Raw genomic sequence first — 23,667 nt, forward strand, 5'->3', positions numbered from 1 at the left:
ATAAAACCGTTGTTAAGAAAAAACACTTTACAAACACTTTTATCATTGTTAATATACTATCTTGTTGAAATATTTTCGGAGGTGCTAGTAAAATGGCAGTAAAAATTCGTTTAAAACGTATGGGAGCAAAAAAATCTCCTTTCTATCGTATTGTTGTAGCAGATTCTCGTTCACCACGTGACGGCCGTTTCATCGAAACAGTCGGAACTTACAACCCGGTTGCAAAACCAGCGGAAGTAAAAATTGACGAAGAGCTTGCTCTTAAATGGCTTCAAACTGGAGCGAAACCATCTGATACAGTTCGCAACTTGTTCTCTAGCCAAGGAATCATGGAAAAATTCCACAACGCTAAACAAGGCAAGTAATGACTGATCAACACTTGGAAGATTTGATTGTCCACATTGTGACGCCGCTTGTTGATCATCCAGATGACATTCGCGTCATAAGAGAAGAAACCGATCAAAAGATTGCGCTGCGCTTATCTGTCCATAAGTCAGATACCGGTAAAGTTATCGGAAAGCAAGGCCGGACTGCAAAAGCGATTCGAACAGCTGTATTTGCAGCTGGCGCACAGTCTTCTAAGAAAGTTCAATTTGAAATATTTGACTAAAAGGGAGAGGGCCGGCACCTCCCCTTTTTTTACACGCAAAAAAAGGGTAAACTGATAGAAGCTTAGGCAAAATAGAAAAGCCTTGGCGAGAAAAAGTTTTAAAAGCGGGGAGCTTGGTGCGATGCAAATTATTCACCGTGTAGCCGTTATGCAAGTCTTAACCGAGCGCAGTAAAGAAAAGCTTTTAGCTTCTTTTGCCGAGAAGAAACAAATGCTTGAACGAGAATGCAGCCAGCTCTATTTTCAGCTTAGAAAACATGAGAAAGAACAGCAAAACCCTGATATGATTGAACAATTTAAAAAGGCAATAGAAAAGCGAAAAGATGATATAAAAATCATCGATTTTCAAATTGCTCAAGTACATACATTGCCGCTTGGCAGTGAGTTGAAAGAAAAGGAAGTCGATGCGCTGCTGACGATTGAAGCCGGGGATGACTGGCATGAGAAAACAGCAGCGAACACCATCGTCATAAAAGACGGAAAAGTAATTGAAATTCGCCAGAGGTGATCATATGACAAAGCGATGGTTTAATGTAGGCAAAATCGTAAATACCCACGGAATCAAAGGCGAAGTGCGGGTGATTTCAAAAACAGATTTTGCCGAAGAACGATACAAGCCGGGAAACACGCTGTATTTGTTTATGGACGGCCGTAACGAACCAGTGGAGGTAACGGTAAACACACATAGACTGCATAAGCAATTTCATCTCCTGCAGTTTAAAGAAAGACAAAACCTAAATGAAGTAGAAGAGCTGAAAAACGCAATCATTAAAGTTCCTGAAGAAGAATTAGGAGAGCTGAATGAGGGTGAATTTTATTTCCACGAAATTATTGGGTGTGAAGTATTTACTGAAGAAGGCGAACTCATCGGAAAGGTCAAAGAAATTTTGACGCCTGGAGCCAATGACGTTTGGGTCATCGGAAGAAAAGGAAAAAAAGACGCACTCATTCCTTACATTGAATCAGTGGTCAAACATATCGATGTCAGGGAAAAGAAAATTGAGATTGAACTCATGGAAGGGTTAATAGACGAATGAAAATCGACTTTTTGACGCTGTTTCCCGAAATGTTTGAAGGCGTGCTCGGCTCATCAATTCTTCAAAAAGCCCAGGAAAAAGATGCGGTGCAGTTTCAAGTCGTAAATTTCCGGGAGTACTCTGATAACAAGCACAATACTGTTGATGATTATCCTTATGGCGGCGGGGCAGGCATGGTTCTCAAGCCTCAGCCTGTTTTTGACGCGGTCGAGGACCTGACATCAAAGGCAGCCACTGCTCCGCGTATTATCCTCGTATGTCCGCAAGGTGAGCGTTTTACCCAAAAAAAAGCCGAGCAATTAGCTAAGGAAGAGCATTTGCTGTTCATTTGCGGCCACTATGAAGGCTATGATGAACGCATTCGCGAGCACTTGGTAACGGATGAAATATCAATTGGCGACTTTGTTCTGACGGGCGGTGAGCTCCCTGCAATGATGATCGCAGACAGTGTGGTCAGACTGCTTCCGGGTGTACTGGGTAAAGAGGCTTCCCATATTGAGGATTCCTTCAGCACCGGACTTTTAGAGCACCCGCATTATACAAGACCGGCAGATTACAAAGGTTTAAAAGTGCCTGAAACACTCTTGTCAGGAAACCATGCAAAAATTGAAGAATGGCGGAATAAAGAATCGATCAGAAGGACCTACCTAAGACGTCCGGATCTGTTGAAAGACTACCCGCTTACAGAGCAGCAAAGAAAGTGGATTTCTGAATGGAAAAAAGAATAGATTTTATTGCATAGGCTATGAAATTGTGATAAGATACTACTTGTGGCTTAAGCGGGCTTATCCGCTGCAAGCTTGAAAACGATGTTCCGCTGTGCCGGTTTTTGTGGCCAAGAGCATCTGTTGGAAGGAGTTGAAAACGATGCAAAAACTAATTGAAGATATCACAAAAGAACAGCTTCGTACTGATCTTCCTGCGTTCCGTCCTGGTGACACTTTACGTGTACACGTTAAAGTTGTTGAGGGTAACCGTGAGCGTATCCAGATCTTTGAAGGTGTTGTGATTAAGCGTCGTGGTGGTGGAATCAGCGAAACGTTCACAGTTCGTAAGATTTCTTACGGTGTTGGCGTTGAACGTACTTTCCCAGTACACACACCAAAAATCGCGAAAATCGAAGTTGTACGTTACGGTAAAGTACGCCGTGCTAAACTTTACTACCTGCGTGAACTTCGCGGAAAAGCGGCTCGTATTAAAGAGATCAGACGATAATGATAACGAACGAAAAGAGCTTGTTACCTGTAACAAGCTCTTTTTTTATACAGAATTTGAAAATGCCGGACAGGCATCGTAAAATACATAAAGGACAACAATGAATCATGCATACTGAAGATAAAGGCGGTGTTCGTGTCACATGACAATTCAATGGTTCCCGGGCCATATGGCAAAAGCAAGAAGGGAAGTAACCGAAAAATTAAAATTAATCGATATCGTATATGAATTGGTAGATGCCAGAATTCCAATGTCATCAAGAAACCCAATGATTGAAGATATTCTAAAAAACAAGCCGCGAATTATGCTGTTAAACAAGGCTGACAAAGCAGATGCGGCAGTTACACAGCGGTGGAAAGAGCACTTTGAGAAGCAGGGGATCCGCTCTCTGTCTATTAATTCTGTAAATGGACAAGGGTTAAATCAAATTGTGCCTGCATCAAAAGAGATCCTCCAAGAAAAATTTGACCGGATGCGTGCGAAAGGTGTGAAGCCGAGAGCGATTCGTGCTTTGATTATCGGTATTCCAAACGTCGGAAAATCAACACTCATCAACCGGCTTGCAAAGAAAAACATAGCAAAAACGGGAGACAGACCTGGTATTACGACTTCTCAACAGTGGGTCAAAGTTGGGAAAGAATTAGAGCTATTAGATACACCGGGGATTTTGTGGCCTAAATTTGAGGATGAGCTTGTCGGTTTGAGACTTGCAGTCACTGGGGCTATTAAAGACTCGATTATCAATTTGCAGGACGTGGCCGTGTTTGGTCTTCGTTTTCTCGAAGAACATTACCCAGAACGGCTTAAAGAGCGTTATGGCCTTGAGGAGATCCCAGAGGACATTGCTGAGCTGTTTGATGCAATAGGTGAAAAGCGGGGCTGTCTCATGAGCGGTGGGCTTATTAACTACGATAAGACGACTGAAGTCATCATTCGCGATATTCGCACTGAAAAGTTCGGCAGGCTGTCATTTGAACAGCCGACGATGTAAAGGCGCGCAGAAATGCGGGTCTTTATTTTTTCTTGGCTGAACCGATACATACAGTAAGGGAGAAGAGAAAGTGAATACATTAACCGTAAAGGACATTAAAGACCGTTTGCAGGAAGTGAAGGATGCACGAGACCCATTTATTGCCCAATGCGAAAACGACCCGAGAAAAAGCGTTCAAACGCTTGTAGAGCAATGGCTTAAAAAGCAAGCGAAAGAAAAAGCGCTGAAAGAACAATGGGTGAATATGACTTCCTATGAAAGGCTGGCAAGAAACAAAGGATTTCGCTTGATTGCAGGTGTTGACGAGGTCGGCCGGGGACCATTGGCAGGACCAGTTGTCGCCAGCGCAGTCATCCTTCCAGAGGAATGTGAAATACTTGGGCTGACAGACTCCAAAAAGCTTTCAGAGAAAAAACGCGAGGAATATTACGAGCTTATTATGAAGGAAGCACTGGCGGTCGGGATAGGAATTGTAGAAGCTACTGTGATTGATGAGATCAATATATATGAAGCTTCAAAAATGGCAATGGTGAAAGCGATACAGGATTTGTCGGATACACCTGATTATTTGCTTGTTGACGCAATGACACTTCCGCTCGACACGGCTCAGGCGTCAATTATAAAAGGCGATGCCAAAAGCGTGTCTATTGCGGCAGGTGCGTGTATCGCAAAAGTGACGAGGGACCGAATGATGAGCGCTTATGCTGAAACGTATCCCATGTACGGCTTTGAAAAAAATAAAGGCTATGGGACAAAAGAACATTTGGAAGCTCTCGCTGCATACGGCCCAACTGAATTGCACCGCAAAACTTTCGCTCCTGTTCAATCTTTCAGATAAATCACCATGGACAAGGAGGCACCTTTTTAAAATGAACATACGAAATGATGTGCAAAAGGCGCTGCAGCACCTTTTCGGGCGTACAGCCGACCCGCAGGTTACATCAAAAGTAAACGAAGCGCTAAACGGGGAGAAGCGTCTCCTCTTAGGAAAAGTGCTTCGTTTACTAGGAGATCAGCATGCCCTGATCCAAGTCGGCAATCAAACTGTTCAGGGAAAACTTGAAACCCAGCTTCGTCCTCAGGCATACTATTGGTTTTCCTACGAAAAAAAAACGGCAGAGCAAACAGGCCGTCTTCAGGTCGTTCAAAGCTTTGATCAAAATCCTAAAACCATTCAGGATGCAGCTGGCAAGCTTTTAAATGCCATGTCAGTGAAGACGTCAAACGCAGCTCTCATGATGACAGGAGCGATGCTGAAGAGCAAAACACCCGTAACAGAAAATGATATCAAAACAGCTGTCCGCTGGATGGACACGCTGCCTTCGCAAGACACAAAAAAAGCAGTTGAAACGGTTCTCTTCGCTTTAAAGCGTGATCTTCCCATTCACTCCGAGATTTTGAATGGTGTTCACGCTGTGAAATCGCCTGTTCCGTTGCATCAGCACGTATCCCAGCTGCTACAGGCAATCGACCAAAACCCTCAGCAGAGCCAAATGATGTCAAAGCTAAAGGAAGCAGTTACGGTGCTTTTAAATAGTGAAATCGATGTCCATGCAGAACGGCTAATTGATAAGCTTATTTCTTTAACCGACAATACGAAAGCACCTTCTCCGGCGAATACAGCTGGAAGCAGGGAGCTTAGCACACCAGCTGGCTCCCCCGGAAAAGCCAGCCTGCCGATTGCAAATCACACAGCAGAACAGGGAAGCATACAAGAAGAGCTTGTTAAAACAGCAGCAGACATTCCAATTAAAGAAGCCCGCCAGCTGCTGGTGAAGCTGACGGAATCTGCTGAAAAAAACAGTCTCCAAATTGTGAAAGAAGCAGCAAATTGGATTAAAGCGGCTGCTTCATCGGGTGATAGTAAGTCACTTGCAGCTTCAGCTGTTTTACAAGCGGCACAAGTCACAGACCAGGAAGCCGAAGTCTTTTTAAAGGCTGTTCAGCAGACAGCACCCCATTTGGCGGATAAGGCAGATGTTCTTTCTTTCTTATCCAAAGTGAAAACGGCAATCGGCGCAAGGGACGAGGTTGCGTTCATTAAAGCGTTTGAACAAGGAAGCGCAGTCACATCTGGCGAAATGCAATCCATCAAGCTGGCTCTTTCTGCCTTAAGAGCATCGCATGAGGTAGCCGAACCAGTCAAACAAGAAGCCGATCAGCTTTTTCATAAATTAAATGGCCAGCTTTTCATGCAGCAGGACCATCCATCATACAGCCAAATTGTAATGTCATTTCCGATGTTTTCGAAGTCAGGGGTTCAGGACATGACTGTTCTGTTTAAAGGAAAGAAAGAAGCGGATGGAAAGCTTGATCCTTCCCATTGCCGCCTTTTGTTTTTGCTGCAGCTTGATACACTAAAAGAAACCGTCGTTGATTGCTTGGTACAACAAAAAGTCATGACCATTACAATAGAGACTGATTTCGAGCTGCAGGCTGCGATCGATCCGATGGTGCCCGCGCTTAAACAGGGGCTAAAGGAAATGGGGTACAGCCTTTCAGGGGTAAACGCTAAAAAAAGGGTTCACACCGAAGAAAAGGCTTCAATCGATCAATATATAACAAGTATCAGTGATCAGGAAGTGGATGTGAAAATATGAAAGAGCAGACACCGATCAGAAAAGCTGTTGCTCTCCATTATGACGAACAAAAAGACAAGGCGCCGAGAGTGATTGCCACAGGGAAGGGCCATGTAGCTGACAACATTATCAAAGAAGCGAAAAAAGCAGGGGTCCCGATTCAAGAAGATCGGACCCTTGTCGAATTAATGCGCCATTTGACGGTAGATGATCAAATCCCTGAAGCTCTTTATGAAACGGTAGCCGAGATTTTTTCATTCATTTACAAATTGGACGAAAGCGTAAAAAACAAAAAATAGCTAAAATATTCCCCATCCTCCTTTGAAATTTATGTTTTTAATAAAGTAAAAGTTTGAATGTTTAGAAGGATTAAAAGATTTTGCATCGAACTGTAGACAATTCTTCCAGTATTATTATAGAATGAAAGCGCAGTCTATTTTAGTTTTGTTACATAAGTTAGGAGGATGGGAAATGAATATCCATGAGTACCAGGGAAAAGAAGTCCTCAGAAAATATGGGGTATCTGTTCCTGAAGGTAAAGTGGCTTTTACAGCAGAAGAAGCAGTTGAGAGTGCAAAGAGCTTATCCAGCTCGGTTTATGTCGTAAAGGCTCAAATTCATGCTGGCGGTCGAGGCAAAGCTGGTGGGGTAAAAATAGCAAAATCATTAGACGAAGTAAAAGCGTATGCCGAAGAACTATTAGGGAAGACCCTAGTTACACATCAGACGGGTCCGGACGGCCAAGTAATAAAACGCTTACTTATTGAAGAAGGCTGCGATATTAAAAAAGAATATTACATCGGTCTAGTGCTTGACCGCGCCACTTCAAGAATCGTTTTGATGGCTTCTGAAGAAGGCGGAACGGAAATTGAAGAGGTTGCGGAGAAAACACCGGAAAAAATCAAAAAAGCTGTCATTGATCCGGCTGTCGGCCTTCAAGGCTATCAAGCCAGAGAAATTGCATTCGCTATTAATATTCCAAAAGAGCTCGTGGGAAAAGCTGCTAAATTTATGCTTGGACTATATAAAGCGTTTGTTGAGAAAGATTGCTCAATCGCCGAAATCAATCCGCTTGTTGTTACCGGCGACGGAAATGTGATGGCGCTTGATGCAAAATTGAATTTTGACAGCAATGCGTTGTACCGACAAAAGGACATTATGGAATACAGAGATTTGGATGAAGAAGATCCGAAAGAAATTGAAGCGTCCAAATATGATCTAAGCTACATTTCCCTTGATGGAAATATCGGCTGTATGGTAAACGGCGCGGGGCTTGCAATGTCCACGATGGATATTATCAAGCATTATGGAGGAGAACCGGCCAACTTCCTTGATGTGGGCGGCGGTGCAACCGCTGAAAAAGTCACGGAAGCATTTAAAATCATTCTTTCTGATCAAAACGTTAAAGGGATTTTTGTCAACATTTTCGGCGGCATTATGAAATGTGATGTCATCGCAGAAGGGGTTGTTGAAGCGACTAGACAAGTTGGTTTGACATTGCCGCTTGTCGTCCGTCTTGAAGGCACAAACGTGGATCTAGGGAAGAAAATCCTTAGTGAATCAGGATTAAACATTACATCTGCGGAATCAATGGCTGACGGCGCGCAGAAAATCGTATCCTTAGTTTAAGAAAGAATGAAAGGCAGGGGACCAAATAATGAGTGTTTTCATTAATAAAGATACAAGAGTTATTGTGCAAGGGATTACAGGTTCTACCGCTTTATTTCATACGAAGCAGATGCTTGAATACGGCACAAATATCGTTGGCGGTGTAACACCTGGAAAAGGCGGAACAGAAGCGGAAGGTGTTCCTGTATTTAATACAGTGGCTGAAGCAGTTCAAACAACCGGCGCTAACGCGTCTGTTATATATGTGCCCGCACCGTTTGCAGCTGATGCGATTATGGAAGCGGTAGATGCGGAGCTTGATCTCGTGATTTGTATCACAGAACATATCCCGGTTTTGGATATGGTGAAGGTCAAACGCTTCATGGAAGGCAAGAAAACGAGACTGATAGGGCCGAACTGTCCTGGTGTCATTACGCCTGAAGAATGTAAAATCGGCATTATGCCCGGATACATCCATAAAAAGGGTCATGTAGGCGTTGTATCACGTTCAGGAACATTAACATACGAAGCGGTGCACCAGCTCTCAGAAGCGGGTGTAGGGCAATCTACAGCTGTTGGAATCGGTGGCGACCCTGTAAATGGAACAAACTTTATTGACGTTTTAAAAGCGTTTAACGAAGATCCTGACACACACGCAGTCATCATGATTGGCGAAATCGGCGGTACTGCCGAAGAGGAAGCGGCAGAGTGGGTAAAAGCCAACATGACAAAACCGGTAGTCGGTTTTATCGGCGGTAAAACAGCACCTCCTGGGAAGCGCATGGGGCATGCAGGCGCCATTATTTCCGGCGGAAAAGGGACAGCTGATGAAAAAATCAAAACCCTTAATGCATGCGGAATCGAAGTTGCAGAGACACCTTCTGTCATGGGTGAAACCTTAATCAAGGTGCTGAAAGAGAAGAACTTGTTCGAAACTTGTAAAACGCATTAATAAAAAAGGGACAGCCGTCAAGGCTGTTCCTGCTTTTTCTAACAAAAGGAGGTCAATCTATTGGATCAGGCCGCTGCCTGCCTAACGATTTGCAGAATCAATCAATTATTATCCCCATCCCTTCTATTAAAATGGTGGAAAGCCGATCCGTCTATGTCGCTGACATCACCCGTGTTACAAACGGTTACTCGTGATCAAATAAAAGCAGCTGCATTAAAAAACGAAATAGAACAATTTTATCCAAAGCTCCCGCGTGTACTTGCTGCTTATCGTGAGCAAGGCATTAACACCATCCCTATTTCTTCAAAGCAATATCCTTTCTGGCTTAAAAGCATTTATGATCCCCCTGCCGTACTGTTTGCAAAAGGTGATATGACTCTTCTTTCGAAAGGGAGAAAAATTGGAATTGTAGGGACAAGAAATCCAACAGCTTATGGGAAACAAGTTGTCAATCATCTTACAAAAGAGATCTGTCGTAAAGGTTGGGTGATTGTCAGCGGACTGGCGTCTGGGATAGACGGAATGTCCCATGCTGCAAGTATTAAGGCGAAGGGACGGACAATTGGCGTCATTGCAGGCGGATTTCAACACATTTATCCCCGAGAAAACCTTCAGTTAGCAGATCACATGGCTAAACACCATATCCTGCTGTCAGAGCACCCACCTGAAACTAAACCCCAAAAATGGCATTTCCCTATGAGAAACCGTATTATCAGCGGACTAAGTGAAGGCGTTATTGTCGTTCAGGGCAAAGAAAAAAGCGGTTCGCTGATTACTGCCTATCAAGCATTGGAACAAGGGAGAGAGGTATTTGCCGTACCCGGTTCATTGTTTGACCCTTACGCCGGAGGTCCTATAAAACTGATCCAGCAGGGGGCTAAAGCCATATGGTCAGCAGAGGATATTTTCGAGGAACTTCCTGAGAGAAACGTTCAATATACGGAACCCTTTTGAATTATCGTTTGACAAACGGTATTGTAATATTTAATAATAGTGAGGATTTAAAGTTGCATATTGTTTTCTATTTAATTAATGACGTTCATGATAAAGAATGAAATGTTGAAAGCCAAATAAAGACAGCTGCAAAAATAAAATTGAAATATCTTGAAAAGAGAGAGAACACCTCTTGAGGGGGATGAAAATGTCTGATTATCTAGTCATCGTGGAATCGCCCGCTAAGGCGAAAACGATTGAACGTTACTTAGGTAAAAAATATAAAGTAAAAGCATCAATGGGACATGTCCGGGATCTTCCAAAAAGTCAAATGGGAGTTGACATAGAACAGAATTTTGAACCGAAATATATTACCATTCGAGGTAAAGGCCCGGTATTAAAAGAGCTGAAAACGGCTGCGAAAAAAGCCAAAAAAGTGTATCTTGCAGCCGACCCCGACAGAGAAGGGGAAGCGATTGCATGGCATTTGGCACACAGTCTTGATTTAGATCTCAACTCAGACTGCCGTGTGGTGTTTAACGAAATTACAAAAGACGCTATTAAGGAATCGTTTAAGCATCCCCGCATGATCAATATGGATTTAGTGGATGCACAGCAAGCGAGACGTATTTTAGACAGGCTTGTCGGATATAAAATCAGTCCAATCTTATGGAAAAAAGTCAAAAAAGGGCTTAGCGCAGGACGCGTGCAATCCGTTGCCCTCCGTTTGATTATTGACCGTGAAAAAGGGATTAACGACTTTAAGCCTGAGGAATATTGGACAATTGACGGTACGTTCTTAAAAGGTCAAGAAACCTTTGAAGCGAGCTTTTTCGGGAAAAACGGCAAAAAACTTCCTTTAAATAGTGAAGCTGATGTAAAAGAGATTCTTTCTCAGCTCAAAGGGAATCAATATACAGTTGAAAAAGTAACCAAAAAGGAACGCAAACGTAATCCTGCTTTGCCTTTTACCACTTCTACCCTGCAGCAGGAAGCGGCTCGCAAGCTCAATTTCAGAGCGAAGAAAACGATGATGATTGCACAGCAATTATATGAAGGAATTGATTTAGGAAGAGAAGGAACGGTTGGTCTGATCACGTATATGAGAACGGATTCAACCCGTATTTCAAATACGGCTGTTGATGAAGCAGCTGCATTTATTGATCAGACTTATGGAAAAGAGTTCCTAGGCGGAAAACGGAAGCCTGCGAAAAAGAATGAAAACGCCCAGGATGCCCACGAAGCAATTCGGCCGACTTCAGTTCTTAGAAAACCAAGTGAATTAAAAGCAGTCCTCGGCAGAGACCAAATGAGACTGTATAAATTAATTTGGGAGCGTTTTGTTGCCAGCCAAATGGCACCGGCTGTTCTCGATACAATGAGTGTCGACCTGACAAACAACGGTTTGACATTTCGTGCAAATGGAAGTAAAGTCAAGTTTTCCGGGTTTATGAAGGTGTATGTTGAAGGAAAAGACGATCAAATGGAAGAAAAAGACCGGATGCTGCCTGACTTGCAAGAAGGCGACACGGTATTATCAAAAGATATAGAACCTGAGCAGCATTTTACCCAGCCGCCTCCGCGATATACTGAGGCCCGGCTTGTTAAAACCCTTGAAGAACGCGGTATCGGCCGTCCATCCACATATGCTCCGACACTTGATACTATTCAGCGGCGCGGCTACGTGGCATTGGATAATAAACGTTTCGTTCCGACTGAATTAGGTCAGATCGTTCTTGACTTGATCATGGAGTTTTTCCCTGAGATCATTAACGTTGAGTTTACAGCTAAAATGGAGAGAGATCTTGATCATGTTGAAGAAGGAAATACCGAATGGGTCAAGATTATCGATAATTTCTACACCGATTTTGAAAAACGCGTGAAAAAAGCCGAATCGGAAATGAAGGAAGTTGAGATTGAACCAGAGTATGCTGGAGAGGATTGTGAATTGTGCAGTTCTCCAATGGTATATAAAATGGGACGGTACGGTAAATTCTTAGCTTGCTCCAACTTCCCTGACTGCCGGAACACGAAACCGATTGTGAAACAAATCGGTGTGAAGTGCCCGAGCTGCGGAGAAGGAAACATTGTTGAGCGAAAATCGAAAAAGAAACGGGTGTTTTACGGCTGTGACCGTTATCCGGACTGTGAATTCGTATCATGGGACAAACCAATTGAACGAAAATGCCCGAAATGCGGAAAAATGCTCGTCGAGAAAAAACTCAAAAAAGGCATACAAGTCCAATGCGTGGAATGCGATTATAAGGAAGAACCACAGAAGTAGCGGTGAGCAGGGTCTTGCTCACCTTCTTTGTGTGTTAAAAGAAGGCCTTGAATAATAAACTAGGAGATGTGAAAGATGAACCAACAAACAGTGAATGTAATCGGAGCCGGACTCGCAGGAAGTGAAGCAGCATGGCAGCTTGCCAAACGTGGGATTCAAGTCAAATTGTATGAAATGCGGCCAGTTAAACAAACGCCTGCGCACCATACAGATAAATTTGCTGAACTTGTCTGCAGCAACTCTCTTCGCTCTAATACACTTGCTAACGCTGTCGGTGTATTAAAGGAAGAAATGCGTGCGCTTGATTCAGCCATTATCGCTGCGGCTGACGAATGTTCGGTGCCTGCCGGGGGCGCTCTTGCAGTAGACCGTCATGAATTTGCCGCAAGTGTGACAAATCGGGTGAAAAATCATCCAAACGTAACCGTTATTAATGAAGAAGTGACTGAAATTCCTGAAGGCCCTACTATCATCGCAACGGGTCCGTTAACATCTGAATCGCTGTCTGCCCAGCTGAAGGAGCTGACTGGAGAGGACTATTTATATTTTTATGACGCAGCGGCGCCAATTGTAGAAAAAGACAGCCTTGATATGGATAAAGTGTACCTGAAATCCCGTTATGATAAAGGTGAAGCAGCATATTTGAACTGCCCGATGACAGAAGAAGAGTTTGACCGTTTTCATGAAGCATTAACATCAGCAGAAACAGTGCCGTTAAAAGAATTTGAAAAAGAGATTTTCTTTGAAGGCTGCATGCCGATTGAAGTCATGGCAAAACGGGGTAAGAAAACAATGCTTTTCGGTCCGATGAAACCAGTTGGTCTAGAGCATCCTGTTACAGGAAAACGCCCTTATGCCGTCGTTCAGCTCAGACAGGATGATGCTGCGGGAACACTTTATAATATTGTAGGATTCCAGACTCATTTAAAATGGGGAGATCAAAAGGAAGTCCTCAAGTTGATTCCAGGGCTTGAAAATGTAGAAATCGTCAGATATGGCGTGATGCACAGAAATACATTTATTAACTCTCCTAGCCTGTTAAAGCCGACTTATCAATTTAAAAACCGCAGTGATCTGTTCTTTGCAGGCCAAATGACGGGAGTAGAAGGATATGTGGAATCAGCTGCCTCAGGACTTGTAGCAGGCATTAATGCGGCGAAGCTTGTATTGGGAGAAGAGCTTGTGATCTTCCCTCAGGAAACAGCAATTGGCAGTATGGCACATTATATTACAACAACAAACCAGAAGAACTTCCAGCCGATGAATGCAAACTTTGGGCTTTTAAAAGAATTGCCAGTTAAAATTAAAAATAAAAAAGAACGAAATGAACAATACGCGAACCGTGCGATTGAAACAATTCAAACAATTTCGAAAACAATATAGGTATTGATTGCAACCTGAGCGCGATTTGTGATACCATTTAAAAGCCCTTCCTGGGGAGGTATTAGGCATGGAGAATGTTAAGAATTTCGTAAAGTTATTCGTTGAATATTTACAAATTGAAAAAAATTATTCACAATATACTATTGTGAATTATGTGGATTCAATTGAAGAATTCGAGACTTTCCTGCGCGTTCAAGGTATAAATGGATTTGAAGAAGCTGCATATCAAGATACTAGGATTTTTTTGACAGAAGCCTATGAAAAAGGTTTATCGAGAAGAACAATAAGCAAAAAGATATCTGCATTAAGAAGCTTTTATAAGTTTCTGATGCGGGAAAAGCTTATTGAAGAAAATCCGTTTCAGCTTGTTCATCTGCCAAAACAGGAGAAACGGATACCGAAGTTTCTATATCAAAAAGAGCTTGAGGAGCTGTTTGAAGTTTCAGATATAAGCCAGCCGGCCGGAATGAGGGATCAAGCGCTGTTAGAGCTGCTCTATGCCACCGGAATGAGGGTCAGTGAATGCTGTTCCATAACTATTAACGACGTTGATTTATTTATGGACACTGTGCTTGTTCACGGTAAAGGCAAGAAGCAGCGCTATATCCCCTTTGGGTCTTATGCCCGCGAAGCGTTGAAGGTATACATGAATAGCGGAAGACAGTGCTTGCTGATGAAGGCAAAAGAACCTCATGATCTATTATTCGTAAATCAAAGAGGCGGACCGCTTACAGCCCGTGGCATCAGACATATTTTAAGCGGGCTTGTTCAAAAAGCGTCAAGCACTTTACATATCCATCCGCATATGCTTCGACATACGTTCGCCACGCATCTGTTAAATGAAGGAGCGGATTTGAGAAGCGTTCAAGAACTGCTCGGGCATTCCAATCTGTCTTCTACACAGATATACACGCACGTTTCGAAGGAAATGTTGAGAAACACATATATGTCTCACCATCCAAGAGCATTTAAGAAAAATTAAAGGAGGCCCTTTATGTCATCTTTTCATGCGACCACAATATTTGCCGTACAGCATAAAGGACGAAGCGCTATGTCCGGAGACGGCCAAGTAACATTTGGTCAGGCTGTTGTCATGAAACACACGGCACGGAAAGTGAGAAAACTGTTTAACGGCAAAGTTCTTGCTGGCTTTGCGGGATCTGTTGCAGACGCTTTCACTTTATTCGAAAAGTTTGAGGCTAAGCTTGAAGAATATAACGGCAACTTAAAACGGGCGGCTGTTGAGCTTGCGAAGGAATGGCGCAGTGATAAAGTGCTAAGAAAGCTCGAAGCCATGCTGATTGTTATGAATCAGGATACTTTGCTTCTCGTATCGGGAACAGGCGAGGTGATCGAACCAGATGACGGCATTCTCGCGATTGGATCAGGAGGCAATTACGCTTTGGCAGCGGGAAGAGCACTGAAAAAGCATGCCGGGGAAAGCATGTCTGCAAGTGAGATTGCCAGAGCCGCGTTAGAAACAGCAGGCGAAATTTGTGTTTACACGAACGATCAAATCATACTGGAAGAGCTTGAATAGAAAGGACTTGAGGCGCATGGAAAAAAAACCGTTAACTCCTAGACAGATTGTAGATCGGTTAGACCAATATATTGTCGGTCAGCAAAATGCGAAAAAAGCTGTCGCCGTGGCATTAAGAAACCGCTATAGAAGAAGTCTTCTGGATGAAAAGCTGAAGGACGAGGTCGTTCCGAAAAACATTTTAATGATGGGTCCTACCGGCGTCGGGAAAACTGAAATTGCCAGACGAATCGCTAAGCTTGCAGGTGCGCCATTTATCAAAATTGAAGCTACTAAATTTACCGAAGTCGGCTATGTAGGCAGAGATGTTGAATCAATGGTCAGAGATCTTGTGGAGACTTCTGTTCGGCTTATCAAAGAAGAGAAAATGAATGAAGTAAAGGAACAGGCAGAAGAAAATGCAAACAAACGCATTGTTCGTCTGTTAGTTCCCGGGAAGAAAAAACAATCTGGCGTTAAAAATCCGTTTGAAATGTTTTTTGGAGGCAGCCAGCCGAATGGTGAAGATGAGGCGGAGAGCCAGGAAGAAGCAAACATCGAAGAAAAAAGAAAACGAATGGCACATCAGCTGGCTTTAGGAGAGCTCGAAGACTACTATGTAACAGTAGAAGTCGAAGAACAGCAGCCTTCTATGTTTGACATGCTGCAGGGCTCGGGTATGGAGCAGATGGGTATGAACATGCAGGATGCGCTGAGCGGATTAATGCCAAAGAAAAAGAAGCGACGCAAAATGACAGTCAGAGAAGCCAGAAAAGTCCTGACGAATGAAGAAGCAAGCAAACTCATCGATATGGATGAAGTCGGCCAGGAAGCTGTTCAGAGAGCAGAAGAGAGCGGGATTATCTTTATTGATGAGATTGATAAAATCGCAAAGAACGGCGGTGCATCTTCTTCTGCCGATGTTTCAAGAGAAGGCGTTCAGCGGGATATCTTGCCGATTGTTGAGGGTTCAACCGTTGTCACAAAATATGGTTCTGTAAAAACAGACCATGTATTATTTATTGCAGCAGGAGCGTTTCATATGGCCAAACCGTCTGATTTGATTCCTGAGCTGCAGGGGCGTTTCCCGATTCGTGTAGAACTGAACAAACTCACGGTAGACGACTTCGTGAGAATTTTGGTTGAGCCGGATAATGCGCTGCTGAAACAATATCAGGCATTATTGCAGACAGAAGGTATATCTCTTGAATTTTCTGACGAAGCTATTCATAAGATTGCTGAAGTTGCTTATCATGTGAACCAGGACACAGATAATATCGGTGCGAGACGCCTTCATACAATACTTGAACGCCTATTAGAAGATTTGTCGTTTGAAGCTCCAGATGTAACGATGGAGAAAATAACGATTACACCACAGTATGTCGAAGAAAAGCTCGGAACGATAGCCAAAAACAAAGATTTAAGTCAATTTATATTGTGAAAAATTTAATATGAGGAATGTTTAGGAGGATTATTTATCATGGCTTTATTACAAAAAACAAGAATTATTAACTCCATGCTGCAAGCTGCGGCAGGGAAACCGGTAAACTTCAAGGAAATGGCGGAGACGCTGCGGGATGTAATTGATTCCAATATTTTCGTTGTAAGCCGCAGAGGGAAACTCCTTGGGTATTCTATTAACCAGCAAATTGAAAATGATCGTATGAAAAAAATGCTTGAGGATCGTCAATTCCCTGAAGAATATACGAAAAATCTGTTTAATGTCCCTGAAACATCTTCTAACTTGGATATTAATAGTGAATATACTGCTTTCCCTGTTGAGAACAGAGACCTGTTCCAAGCTGGTTTAACAACAATTGTGCCGATCATCGGAGGCGGGGAAAGATTAGGAACACTTATTCTTTCACGTTTACAAGATCAATTCAATGACGATGACTTAATTCTAGCTGAATACGGCGCAACAGTTGTCGGAATGGAAATCCTAAGAGAAAAAGCAGAAGAAATTGAAGAGGAAGCAAGAAGCAAAGCTGTCGTACAAATGGCTATCAGCTCGCTTTCTTACAGTGAGCTTGAAGCAATTGAGCACATTTTTGAGGAGCTTGACGGAAACGAAGGTCTTCTTGTTGCAAGTAAAATTGCTGACCGTGTCGGCATTACCCGTTCTGTTATTGTGAACGCACTCAGAAAGCTGGAGAGCGCCGGTGTTATCGAGTCTAGATCATTAGGAATGAAAGGTACTTATATCAAGGTACTTAACAACAAATTCCTAATTGAATTAGAAAATCTAAAATCTCATTAATCACAAAAAGAACCCTTTTTGAGGGTTCTTTTTTTATTTCAAATAAAGGAAATCAATAAGCTTTATTTCCTGGGTTGAAAGTCTTTCTATGTAATAATTTTAATAAATTTTGCATTTTTCTTCAAAAAGTTTCAAAAATGCCGAAAAGAAAGGAGAAAAAACAGAAATTCTGCTATTTTCAGGCTTATATCAAGGCGAGAAATGTAGTTCTAACAATCTAGGACTTTATACCTAGTTGCAAAATAGATAATTGTGAGGACATTTTTTCACACGAACTTCATAGACTTTATGCCTGTTATTTCTTACAATAAGCATATAGTTTTACAATTCTCGACAAGGATATTGAGGGTGAAAAAAACTGAAATGGAGGTAAGTGGATTTGAGCTTATTTTCTGGAACGATACAAAATCTTGAAAATGCCTTGAGCAGAGCGGATATTAAGCAAAAAGTCATAACTAATAATATCGCCAATATAGATACACCGAACTATAAGGCGAAAAAAGTCTCTTTCCAAAATTTATTAGATCAAGAATCCTCGCGTCTTGAAGCGATAAAAACAGACTATCGTCATGTTGATTTTTCTGATACTGATTCGAATTATTCAATTGTTGCGAGCGGAGATACATCGTATCAGCAAAACGGAAACAATGTTGATGTTGACAAAGAGATGACAGAATTGGCGCAAAATCAAATCAACTATCAAGCTTTGGTTGAAAGAATGAACGGTAAATTTAATTCGCTGAAGACCGTATTAACAGGAGGAAAATGATGACAGCTTTTCATAGCTTAAATGTTTCAGCATCGGCTTTAACAGCTCAGCGAGTCAGAATGGACGTTGTATCATCTAACTTAGCAAATATGGATACGACAAGAGCTAAGCAGGTGAATGGAGAGTGGGTGCCTTACAGAAGAAAAATGGTCTCCCTTCAGTCAAAAGGTGAATCGTTCTCTTCCATTCTCAATTCTCAAATGAGCGGAAGCGGGAATGCTGGAAACGGTGTGAAGGTTTCAAAAATTACGGAGGATGATTCGGATTTTAATCTTGTCTATGATCCGACAGACCCTGATGCAAACGCTGAAGGATATGTACAAAAGCCTAATGTTGATCCATTAAAGGAAATGGTTGATCTTGTCAGCAGCACCAGATCATACGAGGCGAATGTCACGGCGATGAATGCCACAAAGGGAATGCTGATGAAGGCGTTAGAAATCGGAAAGTAGGTGAATGAATGTGATTAATGCAATTTCTCCTTTTCAGGTTCAAAATACTCAAAACACTCAAAATGCAACAAATCAAGTAAACAATAGCCAAAAAACAGATTCTTCAAATCAAACAAGCTTTTCGGAGCTTTTAAAAAACTCTATTAGTTCGTTAAATGAGTCCCAAGTAGCTTCTGACAACATGACTAATGCCTTGGCTGCAGGAAAAGATGTAAATCTTGATGAGGTCATGATCGCTGCTCAAAAAGCCAGCATCTCTCTAACTGCAGCAACAGAGTTCCGCAATAAAGCTGTGGAAGCTTATCAGGAGATTATGAGAATGCAAATGTAGGGGGTCTGACGATTTAGAGAAAGAGTGGAATGACCGGGGGTTAACATGAATCGTACTCTAATGCAAATGAAAAACAAAACGAGTGAGTTTTGGAAAAATAGATCTAAATTACAAAAGATTTTAATGGTTAGTGCTTTAGCGGCAATTATTATTATTGGAATTATTATTAGTGTTTTTGCTTCAAATTCTAAAATGGCGCCGCTGTACAAAGATTTGTCTGCCGAAGAAGCAGGACAAATCAAAGAAGAATTGGATGCAAAAAAAGTGCCAAACGAACTTTCGAATGGCGGTACAGTGATTAGTGTTCCGGAGGATCAGGTTGATTCTTTGAAAGTGCAGATGGCTGCAGAAGGACTTCCTAAAACGGGATCAATTGATTATTCGTTTTTTGGACAGAATGCCGGCTTTGGTTTGACAGACAATGAGTTTGATATGGTGAAAGTGAAAGCTACCCAGACAGAACTGTCAAACTTGATCAATGAAATGGACGGTATTAAAAATTCAAAAGTAATGATTAATCTCCCGAAAGACGCTGTGTTTGTCGGTGAGGAGCAATCTGCAGCATCTGCATCAATCGTTTTGCAAATTCAACCGGGTTATACACTTGATCAAAGCCAAATCAACGGATTATATCATCTGGTATCTAAAAGCGTGCCAAACCTAAAAGAAGATAACATCGTCATCATGGACCAAAATTCTACATACTACGACAAATCAGACAGCGATGCAGGGTCCTACGCGGATAGTTATTCTTCTCAGCAAGGAATTAAGTCTCAAGTTGAAAAAGACATTCAAAAACATGTACAGTCACTTCTTGGTACGATGATGGGCCAAGATAAAGTCGTTGTCTCCGTTACAGCAGACATTGATTTCACAAAAGAAAATCGGACAGAAGACATTGTCGAACCTGTGGATAAAGAAAACATGGAAGGCATTGCAGTCAGCGCTGAAAAGGTATCTGAAACATATCAGGGCGACGGTGCAGCCAACGGCGGAACTGCCGGAACCGGCGAGGAAGATGTAACAAATTATAAGGCTGACGGTGAAAATATCGAAAGCGGGAACTATGAAAAAAACAGCAACAAAATCAATTACGAGGTTAACCGAATTCATAAAGAAATCGCTGAAAGTCCTTATAAGGTCAGAGATTTAGGGATTCAAGTAATGGTAGAGCCGCCTGATGCCAAAAACACAGCGTCGCTATCAACTGAAAGACAAGATGATATACAAAAAATCCTTTCAACTGTAGTCAGAACATCTTTGGATAAAGATGAAACGCAAAACCAGAATTTATCTGATGCTGATATCAATAATAAGATTGTTGTCTCCGTACAGCCATTCGACGGAAAAGTCAATTTGGATACAAATACGGAAAAATCCTCAGGTATCCCGCTGTGGGCATATATTGTAGGCGGTGTTTTAATCGCAGCGATCATTGTTCTGATCATTATGCTTATCAGAAAGAAACGGGCGCAAGAGGATGAATTTGAGGAATATGAGTATGAGGTTCCTCAAGAACCAATCAATTTGCCTGATATCAACGAAGAGGAAAATGAAACAGCGGAATCAGTCAGACGAAAACAGCTTGAAAAGATGGCGAAAGACAAGCCGGAAGATTTTGCAAAACTGCTGAGAAGCTGGCTGGCCGAGGATTAGGAGGAATTAGAAATGGCGAGACGTGATCAAGATAAGCTTACAGGAAAACAAAAAGCAGCCATTCTCATGATTTCCTTGGGGTTAGATGTGTCAGCTTCTGTCTATAAGCACTTAACCGATGAAGAAATTGAAAGGCTTACTCTGGAAATATCAGGTGTTCGAAGCGTCGATCATCAAAAAAAGGATGAAATCATAGAAGAATTTCATAATATAGCCATTGCGCAAGATTATATTTCTCAAGGCGGTTTAAGCTATGCAAGACAAGTTCTGGAAAAGGCGCTTGGAGAGGATAAGGCGGAGAACATTCTAAACAGGCTGACTTCTTCTTTGCAGGTTAAACCATTTGATTTTGCCAGAAAAGCGGAGCCTGAACAAATTTTGAATTTTATCCAGCAAGAGCATCCGCAGACGATGGCGTTAATCTTGTCTTATTTAGATCCAGTGCAGGCCGGGCAAATTTTATCCGAGCTGAATCCTGAAGTACAGGCTGAGGTTGCGAGAAGAATCGCGGTCATGGATAGAACGTCTCCAGAAATAATTAATGAGGTAGAACGGATTCTGGAACAAAAATTATCTTCTGCATTTACTCAGGATTATACACAAACAGGCGGAATTGAAGCTGTTGTGGAAGTGTTAAACGGGGTAGACAGAGGGACAGAGAAGACGATCTTGGATTCATTGGAAATTCAGGATCCCGATCTTGCTGAAGAGATTAAAAAGCGGATGTTTGTCTTCGAAGATATTGTCACACTTGATAACCGTGCCATTCAGAGAGTCATTCGCGATGTTGAGAACGACGATTTGCTCCTTTCATTAAAGGTTGCAAGCGAGGAAGTCAAAGAAATTGTATTCAACAATATGTCACAGCGTATGGTTGAAACCTTCAAAGAAGAAATGGAATTTATGGGCCCTGTACGCTTGAAAGATGTAGAAGAAGCTCAATCGAGAATTGTAAGCATCGTCAGAAAGCTTGAAGAAGCCGGTGAAATTGTGATAGCAAGAGGCGGAGGGGATGATATTATTGTCTAATATCATTAAACAAGAATCATCTATTTCTCCACAAAAGGAAAAAAGAAAACTTTCTATACAAGAGGTGCGTATTGATCATTCTCACCTTTTGCAGGCTGAAGAGAACCCGGAGGCGCTTATGGCCCGAGTGAAAGAGGAAGCTGATCGGATTTCTGAGCAGGCAAACAGTCATATAGAAAATATTCGCCGTCAAATTGAACAGGAGAAAAACGATTGGGCGGCTGAAAAACAGAAGCTTATTGAAGAAGTAAAAGCCGAGGGCTTTGAACAAGGAGTAGCGCTGGGCAAAGCTGAGGCAATGAAACAGTATGCAGAACTAATCGGCCAAGCAAACAGTATAACTGAAATGTCCAGAAAAGCTGTTGAGGACAAGCTTGAAGACGCTAATGAAGAAATCGTTGAGCTTGCCGTTGCCCTAGCAAAAAAAGTTTGGCAGCAAAAGTCTGATGATAAAGAGGCTTTCCTCCTGCTTGTACAACAGGTTATAAACGAAGTGAAGGAATATGACGATATATCAATTTATGTTGATCCATATTACTATGAGACAATCTTTCAGCAAAAAGATGAAATCCAGCAGCTTCTTTATAAAGAATGCCGGCTTGGCATATATGCTGATGAAAAAGCTCAAAAAGGAACCTGTTATATTGAAACTCCTTTTGGCAGGGTAGATGCGAGTGTTGACACACAATTGATGCAATTGAAAGATAAACTTCTGACAGCGCTGGAAGCAGGTGCAGCTGAATGAAGACACAGAGTCTGATAGATTGTATAGAAATGACAGACTCGTATAAACGGTACGGAAAAGTCAAGCGGGTAATCGGCCTGATGATTGAATCAAAAGGGCCAGCAAGCTCAATTGGCGACGTGTGCCTGATTTATGCAAAAGGACAATCTGGGAAAGTCATTAAAGCTGAGGTAGTCGGCTTCCAGGAAGAAAATATTTTGCTTATGCCTTATTTAGAGGCTGCGAGCATTGCACCTGGCAGCATTGTAGAAGCTACTGGGGAATCACTTCGGGTTAAAGTTGGGACCGGACTGATCGGACAAGTCATCGATGCTTTTGGAGAACCGCTTGACGGAAAACTTCTGCCTAAAGGGCTTTCGCCTGTATCAACGGAGCAATCACCGCCCAACCCGATGAAACGGCCGCCTATCCGTGAAAAGATGGGTGTTGGAGTCAGATCAATTGACAGCTTGCTGACAGTCGGTAAAGGCCAGCGGATTGGAATTTTTGCAGGAAGCGGTGTCGGAAAAAGCACCTTAATGGGGATGATCGCCAAGCAGACAGAGGCTGACTTAAACGTCATTGCACTTGTCGGAGAACGCGGACGAGAGGTTCGGGAGTTTATTGAAAAAGATCTGGGGAAAGAGGGGCTGAAACGATCGATTGTAGTCGTTGCCACCTCAGACCAGCCAGCATTAATGAGATTGAAAGCGGCATATACAGCGACTGCAATTGCCGAGTATTTCCGAGATAAAGGCCAAAACGTCATGTTTATGATGGATTCTGTTACAAGGGTGGCAATGGCGCAGCGAGAGATTGGACTGGCTGCAGGAGAGCCTCCGACGACAAAAGGTTATACACCTTCAGTGTTCGCTATTTTACCTCGTTTACTAGAACGAACAGGTGCAAACGAGCATGGAACCATTACGGCATTTTATACAGTGTTGGTAGATGGGGATGACATGAATGAGCCGATTGCCGATACCGTACGCGGAATTTTAGACGGACATATTGTGTTGGACAGGGCGCTTGCCAATAAAGGCCAGTTTCCTGCAGTTAACGTACTAAAAAGCATCAGCAGGGTGATGTCAAACATTTCAACAAAACAGCATCTGGATGCGGCAAATAAATTCCGTGAACTTTTATCGACATATCAAAATTCGGAAGATCTCATTAATATCGGAGCTTACAAAAGAGGATCATCCAGAGAAATTGATGAAGCGATACAATTTTATCCGCAGCTTATTCAATTTTTAAAGCAGGGAACAGACGAACCGGCTTTATTGGAAGAAAGCATTGCTGCATTAACTAGTTTGACAGGAAATGAGGAATAAA

The 23,667-nt window shown here is 42.4% G+C and carries 26 protein-coding genes; all 26 read left to right on the forward strand.

Annotated elements, in window-relative coordinates; all coding sequences use genetic code 11:
- Window positions 1-92 precede the first annotated feature (92 nt).
- The 26 genes from rpsP (at window position 93) to fliI (ending at window position 23,666) form a co-directional block, all read left to right on the forward strand.
- Window positions 93-365, forward strand: a complete 273-nt coding sequence (rpsP, locus tag bslm_RS08355) for a 30S ribosomal protein S16 (RefSeq protein WP_003220815.1) — start codon at window positions 93-95, stop codon at window positions 363-365.
- Window positions 365-610 (forward strand): KH domain-containing protein, encoded by a 246-nt coding sequence (locus bslm_RS08360; RefSeq protein ID WP_014476792.1) that lies wholly within the window; start codon window positions 365-367, stop codon window positions 608-610. Before rpsP ends, bslm_RS08360 begins: the two co-directional genes overlap by 1 nt.
- A 121-nt stretch (window positions 611-731) precedes the next feature.
- The gene (locus bslm_RS08365) at window positions 732-1,118 is read left to right on the forward strand and encodes a YlqD family protein (protein WP_014476793.1); all 387 of its coding nucleotides are present in this window, start codon (window positions 732-734) and stop codon (window positions 1,116-1,118) included.
- A gap of 4 nt (window positions 1,119-1,122) precedes the next feature.
- Complete coding sequence (gene rimM, locus bslm_RS08370) at window positions 1,123-1,647, forward strand: ribosome maturation factor RimM (protein WP_003232013.1); 525 nt, start codon at window positions 1,123-1,125, stop codon at window positions 1,645-1,647.
- Complete coding sequence (gene trmD, locus bslm_RS08375) at window positions 1,644-2,375, forward strand: tRNA (guanosine(37)-N1)-methyltransferase TrmD (protein WP_046381019.1); 732 nt, start codon at window positions 1,644-1,646, stop codon at window positions 2,373-2,375. The genes rimM and trmD overlap by 4 nt, the downstream gene beginning before the upstream one ends.
- Before the next feature lie 139 nt (window positions 2,376-2,514).
- Complete coding sequence (gene rplS / locus bslm_RS08380) at window positions 2,515-2,862, forward strand: 50S ribosomal protein L19 (RefSeq protein WP_003220825.1); 348 nt, start codon at window positions 2,515-2,517, stop codon at window positions 2,860-2,862.
- 142 nt (window positions 2,863-3,004) lie between these two features.
- Window positions 3,005-3,853, forward strand: coding sequence for a ribosome biogenesis GTPase YlqF (gene ylqF, locus bslm_RS08385; RefSeq protein ID WP_046381020.1), 849 nt, complete (start codon window positions 3,005-3,007; stop codon window positions 3,851-3,853).
- Between the two features lie 70 nt (window positions 3,854-3,923).
- Window positions 3,924-4,691 (forward strand): ribonuclease HII, encoded by a 768-nt coding sequence (gene rnhB, locus bslm_RS08390; RefSeq protein ID WP_038828231.1) that lies wholly within the window; start codon window positions 3,924-3,926, stop codon window positions 4,689-4,691.
- Window positions 4,692-4,722: 31 nt separating this feature from the next.
- Window positions 4,723-6,453 (forward strand): hypothetical protein, encoded by a 1,731-nt coding sequence (locus bslm_RS08395; protein WP_046381021.1) that lies wholly within the window; start codon window positions 4,723-4,725, stop codon window positions 6,451-6,453.
- A complete protein-coding gene (locus bslm_RS08400) occupies window positions 6,450-6,731 on the forward strand; it encodes a FlhB-like flagellar biosynthesis protein (RefSeq protein ID WP_003232001.1) in 282 nt (93 codons plus the stop codon). Before bslm_RS08395 ends, bslm_RS08400 begins: the two co-directional genes overlap by 4 nt.
- 172 nt (window positions 6,732-6,903) lie before the next feature.
- Window positions 6,904-8,061, forward strand: a complete 1,158-nt coding sequence (sucC, locus tag bslm_RS08405) for an ADP-forming succinate--CoA ligase subunit beta (RefSeq protein WP_003244732.1) — start codon at window positions 6,904-6,906, stop codon at window positions 8,059-8,061.
- Between the two features lie 28 nt (window positions 8,062-8,089).
- Entirely contained in the window at window positions 8,090-8,992 is a 903-nt protein-coding gene (gene sucD, locus bslm_RS08410; RefSeq protein WP_003238566.1) for a succinate--CoA ligase subunit alpha, read from the forward strand.
- Window positions 8,993-9,052: 60 nt separating this feature from the next.
- Window positions 9,053-9,946 (forward strand): DNA-processing protein DprA, encoded by an 894-nt coding sequence (dprA, locus tag bslm_RS08415; RefSeq protein WP_014479775.1) that lies wholly within the window; start codon window positions 9,053-9,055, stop codon window positions 9,944-9,946.
- A gap of 187 nt (window positions 9,947-10,133) precedes the next feature.
- Entirely contained in the window at window positions 10,134-12,209 is a 2,076-nt protein-coding gene (topA, locus tag bslm_RS08420) for a type I DNA topoisomerase (protein WP_046381022.1), read from the forward strand.
- A 75-nt stretch (window positions 12,210-12,284) separates the two neighbouring features.
- A complete protein-coding gene (trmFO, locus tag bslm_RS08425) occupies window positions 12,285-13,592 on the forward strand; it encodes an FADH(2)-oxidizing methylenetetrahydrofolate--tRNA-(uracil(54)-C(5))-methyltransferase TrmFO (protein WP_003244725.1) in 1,308 nt (435 codons plus the stop codon).
- A 67-nt stretch (window positions 13,593-13,659) separates the two neighbouring features.
- Entirely contained in the window at window positions 13,660-14,574 is a 915-nt protein-coding gene (gene xerC, locus bslm_RS08430; RefSeq protein WP_003231988.1) for a tyrosine recombinase XerC, read from the forward strand.
- Window positions 14,575-14,586: 12 nt separating this feature from the next.
- The gene (gene clpQ, locus bslm_RS08435; RefSeq protein ID WP_003238555.1) at window positions 14,587-15,132 is read left to right on the forward strand and encodes an ATP-dependent protease subunit ClpQ; all 546 of its coding nucleotides are present in this window, start codon (window positions 14,587-14,589) and stop codon (window positions 15,130-15,132) included.
- Between the two features lie 16 nt (window positions 15,133-15,148).
- The gene (hslU, locus tag bslm_RS08440) at window positions 15,149-16,552 is read left to right on the forward strand and encodes an ATP-dependent protease ATPase subunit HslU (protein ID WP_046381023.1); all 1,404 of its coding nucleotides are present in this window, start codon (window positions 15,149-15,151) and stop codon (window positions 16,550-16,552) included.
- 39 nt (window positions 16,553-16,591) lie between these two features.
- Window positions 16,592-17,371 (forward strand): GTP-sensing pleiotropic transcriptional regulator CodY, encoded by a 780-nt coding sequence (codY, locus tag bslm_RS08445; RefSeq protein ID WP_003220850.1) that lies wholly within the window; start codon window positions 16,592-16,594, stop codon window positions 17,369-17,371.
- Between the two features lie 379 nt (window positions 17,372-17,750).
- Window positions 17,751-18,140, forward strand: a complete 390-nt coding sequence (gene flgB, locus bslm_RS08450) for a flagellar basal body rod protein FlgB (RefSeq protein ID WP_003245656.1) — start codon at window positions 17,751-17,753, stop codon at window positions 18,138-18,140.
- On the forward strand, window positions 18,140-18,592 hold the full coding sequence (flgC, locus tag bslm_RS08455) for a flagellar basal body rod protein FlgC (RefSeq protein ID WP_003245521.1): 453 nt from the start codon (window positions 18,140-18,142) through the stop codon (window positions 18,590-18,592). The genes flgB and flgC overlap by 1 nt, the downstream gene beginning before the upstream one ends.
- Before the next feature lie 10 nt (window positions 18,593-18,602).
- Window positions 18,603-18,923 carry a flagellar hook-basal body complex protein FliE gene (gene fliE / locus bslm_RS08460; RefSeq protein ID WP_003238544.1) on the forward strand — a complete coding sequence of 107 codons (321 nt, stop codon included), beginning with the start codon at window positions 18,603-18,605 and terminating at the stop codon, window positions 18,921-18,923.
- Window positions 18,924-18,968: 45 nt separating this feature from the next.
- Entirely contained in the window at window positions 18,969-20,579 is a 1,611-nt protein-coding gene (gene fliF, locus bslm_RS08465; RefSeq protein WP_046381024.1) for a flagellar basal-body MS-ring/collar protein FliF, read from the forward strand.
- Window positions 20,580-20,591: 12 nt separating this feature from the next.
- Window positions 20,592-21,608 carry a flagellar motor switch protein FliG gene (gene fliG / locus bslm_RS08470; protein WP_003231981.1) on the forward strand — a complete coding sequence of 339 codons (1,017 nt, stop codon included), beginning with the start codon at window positions 20,592-20,594 and terminating at the stop codon, window positions 21,606-21,608.
- A complete protein-coding gene (fliH, locus tag bslm_RS08475) occupies window positions 21,601-22,353 on the forward strand; it encodes a flagellar assembly protein FliH (protein WP_038430009.1) in 753 nt (250 codons plus the stop codon). The genes fliG and fliH overlap by 8 nt, the downstream gene beginning before the upstream one ends.
- Window positions 22,350-23,666, forward strand: a complete 1,317-nt coding sequence (gene fliI / locus bslm_RS08480; protein WP_015715886.1) for a flagellar protein export ATPase FliI — start codon at window positions 22,350-22,352, stop codon at window positions 23,664-23,666. The genes fliH and fliI overlap by 4 nt, the downstream gene beginning before the upstream one ends.
- Window position 23,667: the final 1 nt, after the last annotated feature.

Origin of the sequence: Bacillus sp. LM 4-2 (genome assembly GCF_000978495.1) — a bacterium.
Classification (GTDB): domain Bacteria; phylum Bacillota; class Bacilli; order Bacillales; family Bacillaceae; genus Bacillus; species Bacillus subtilis.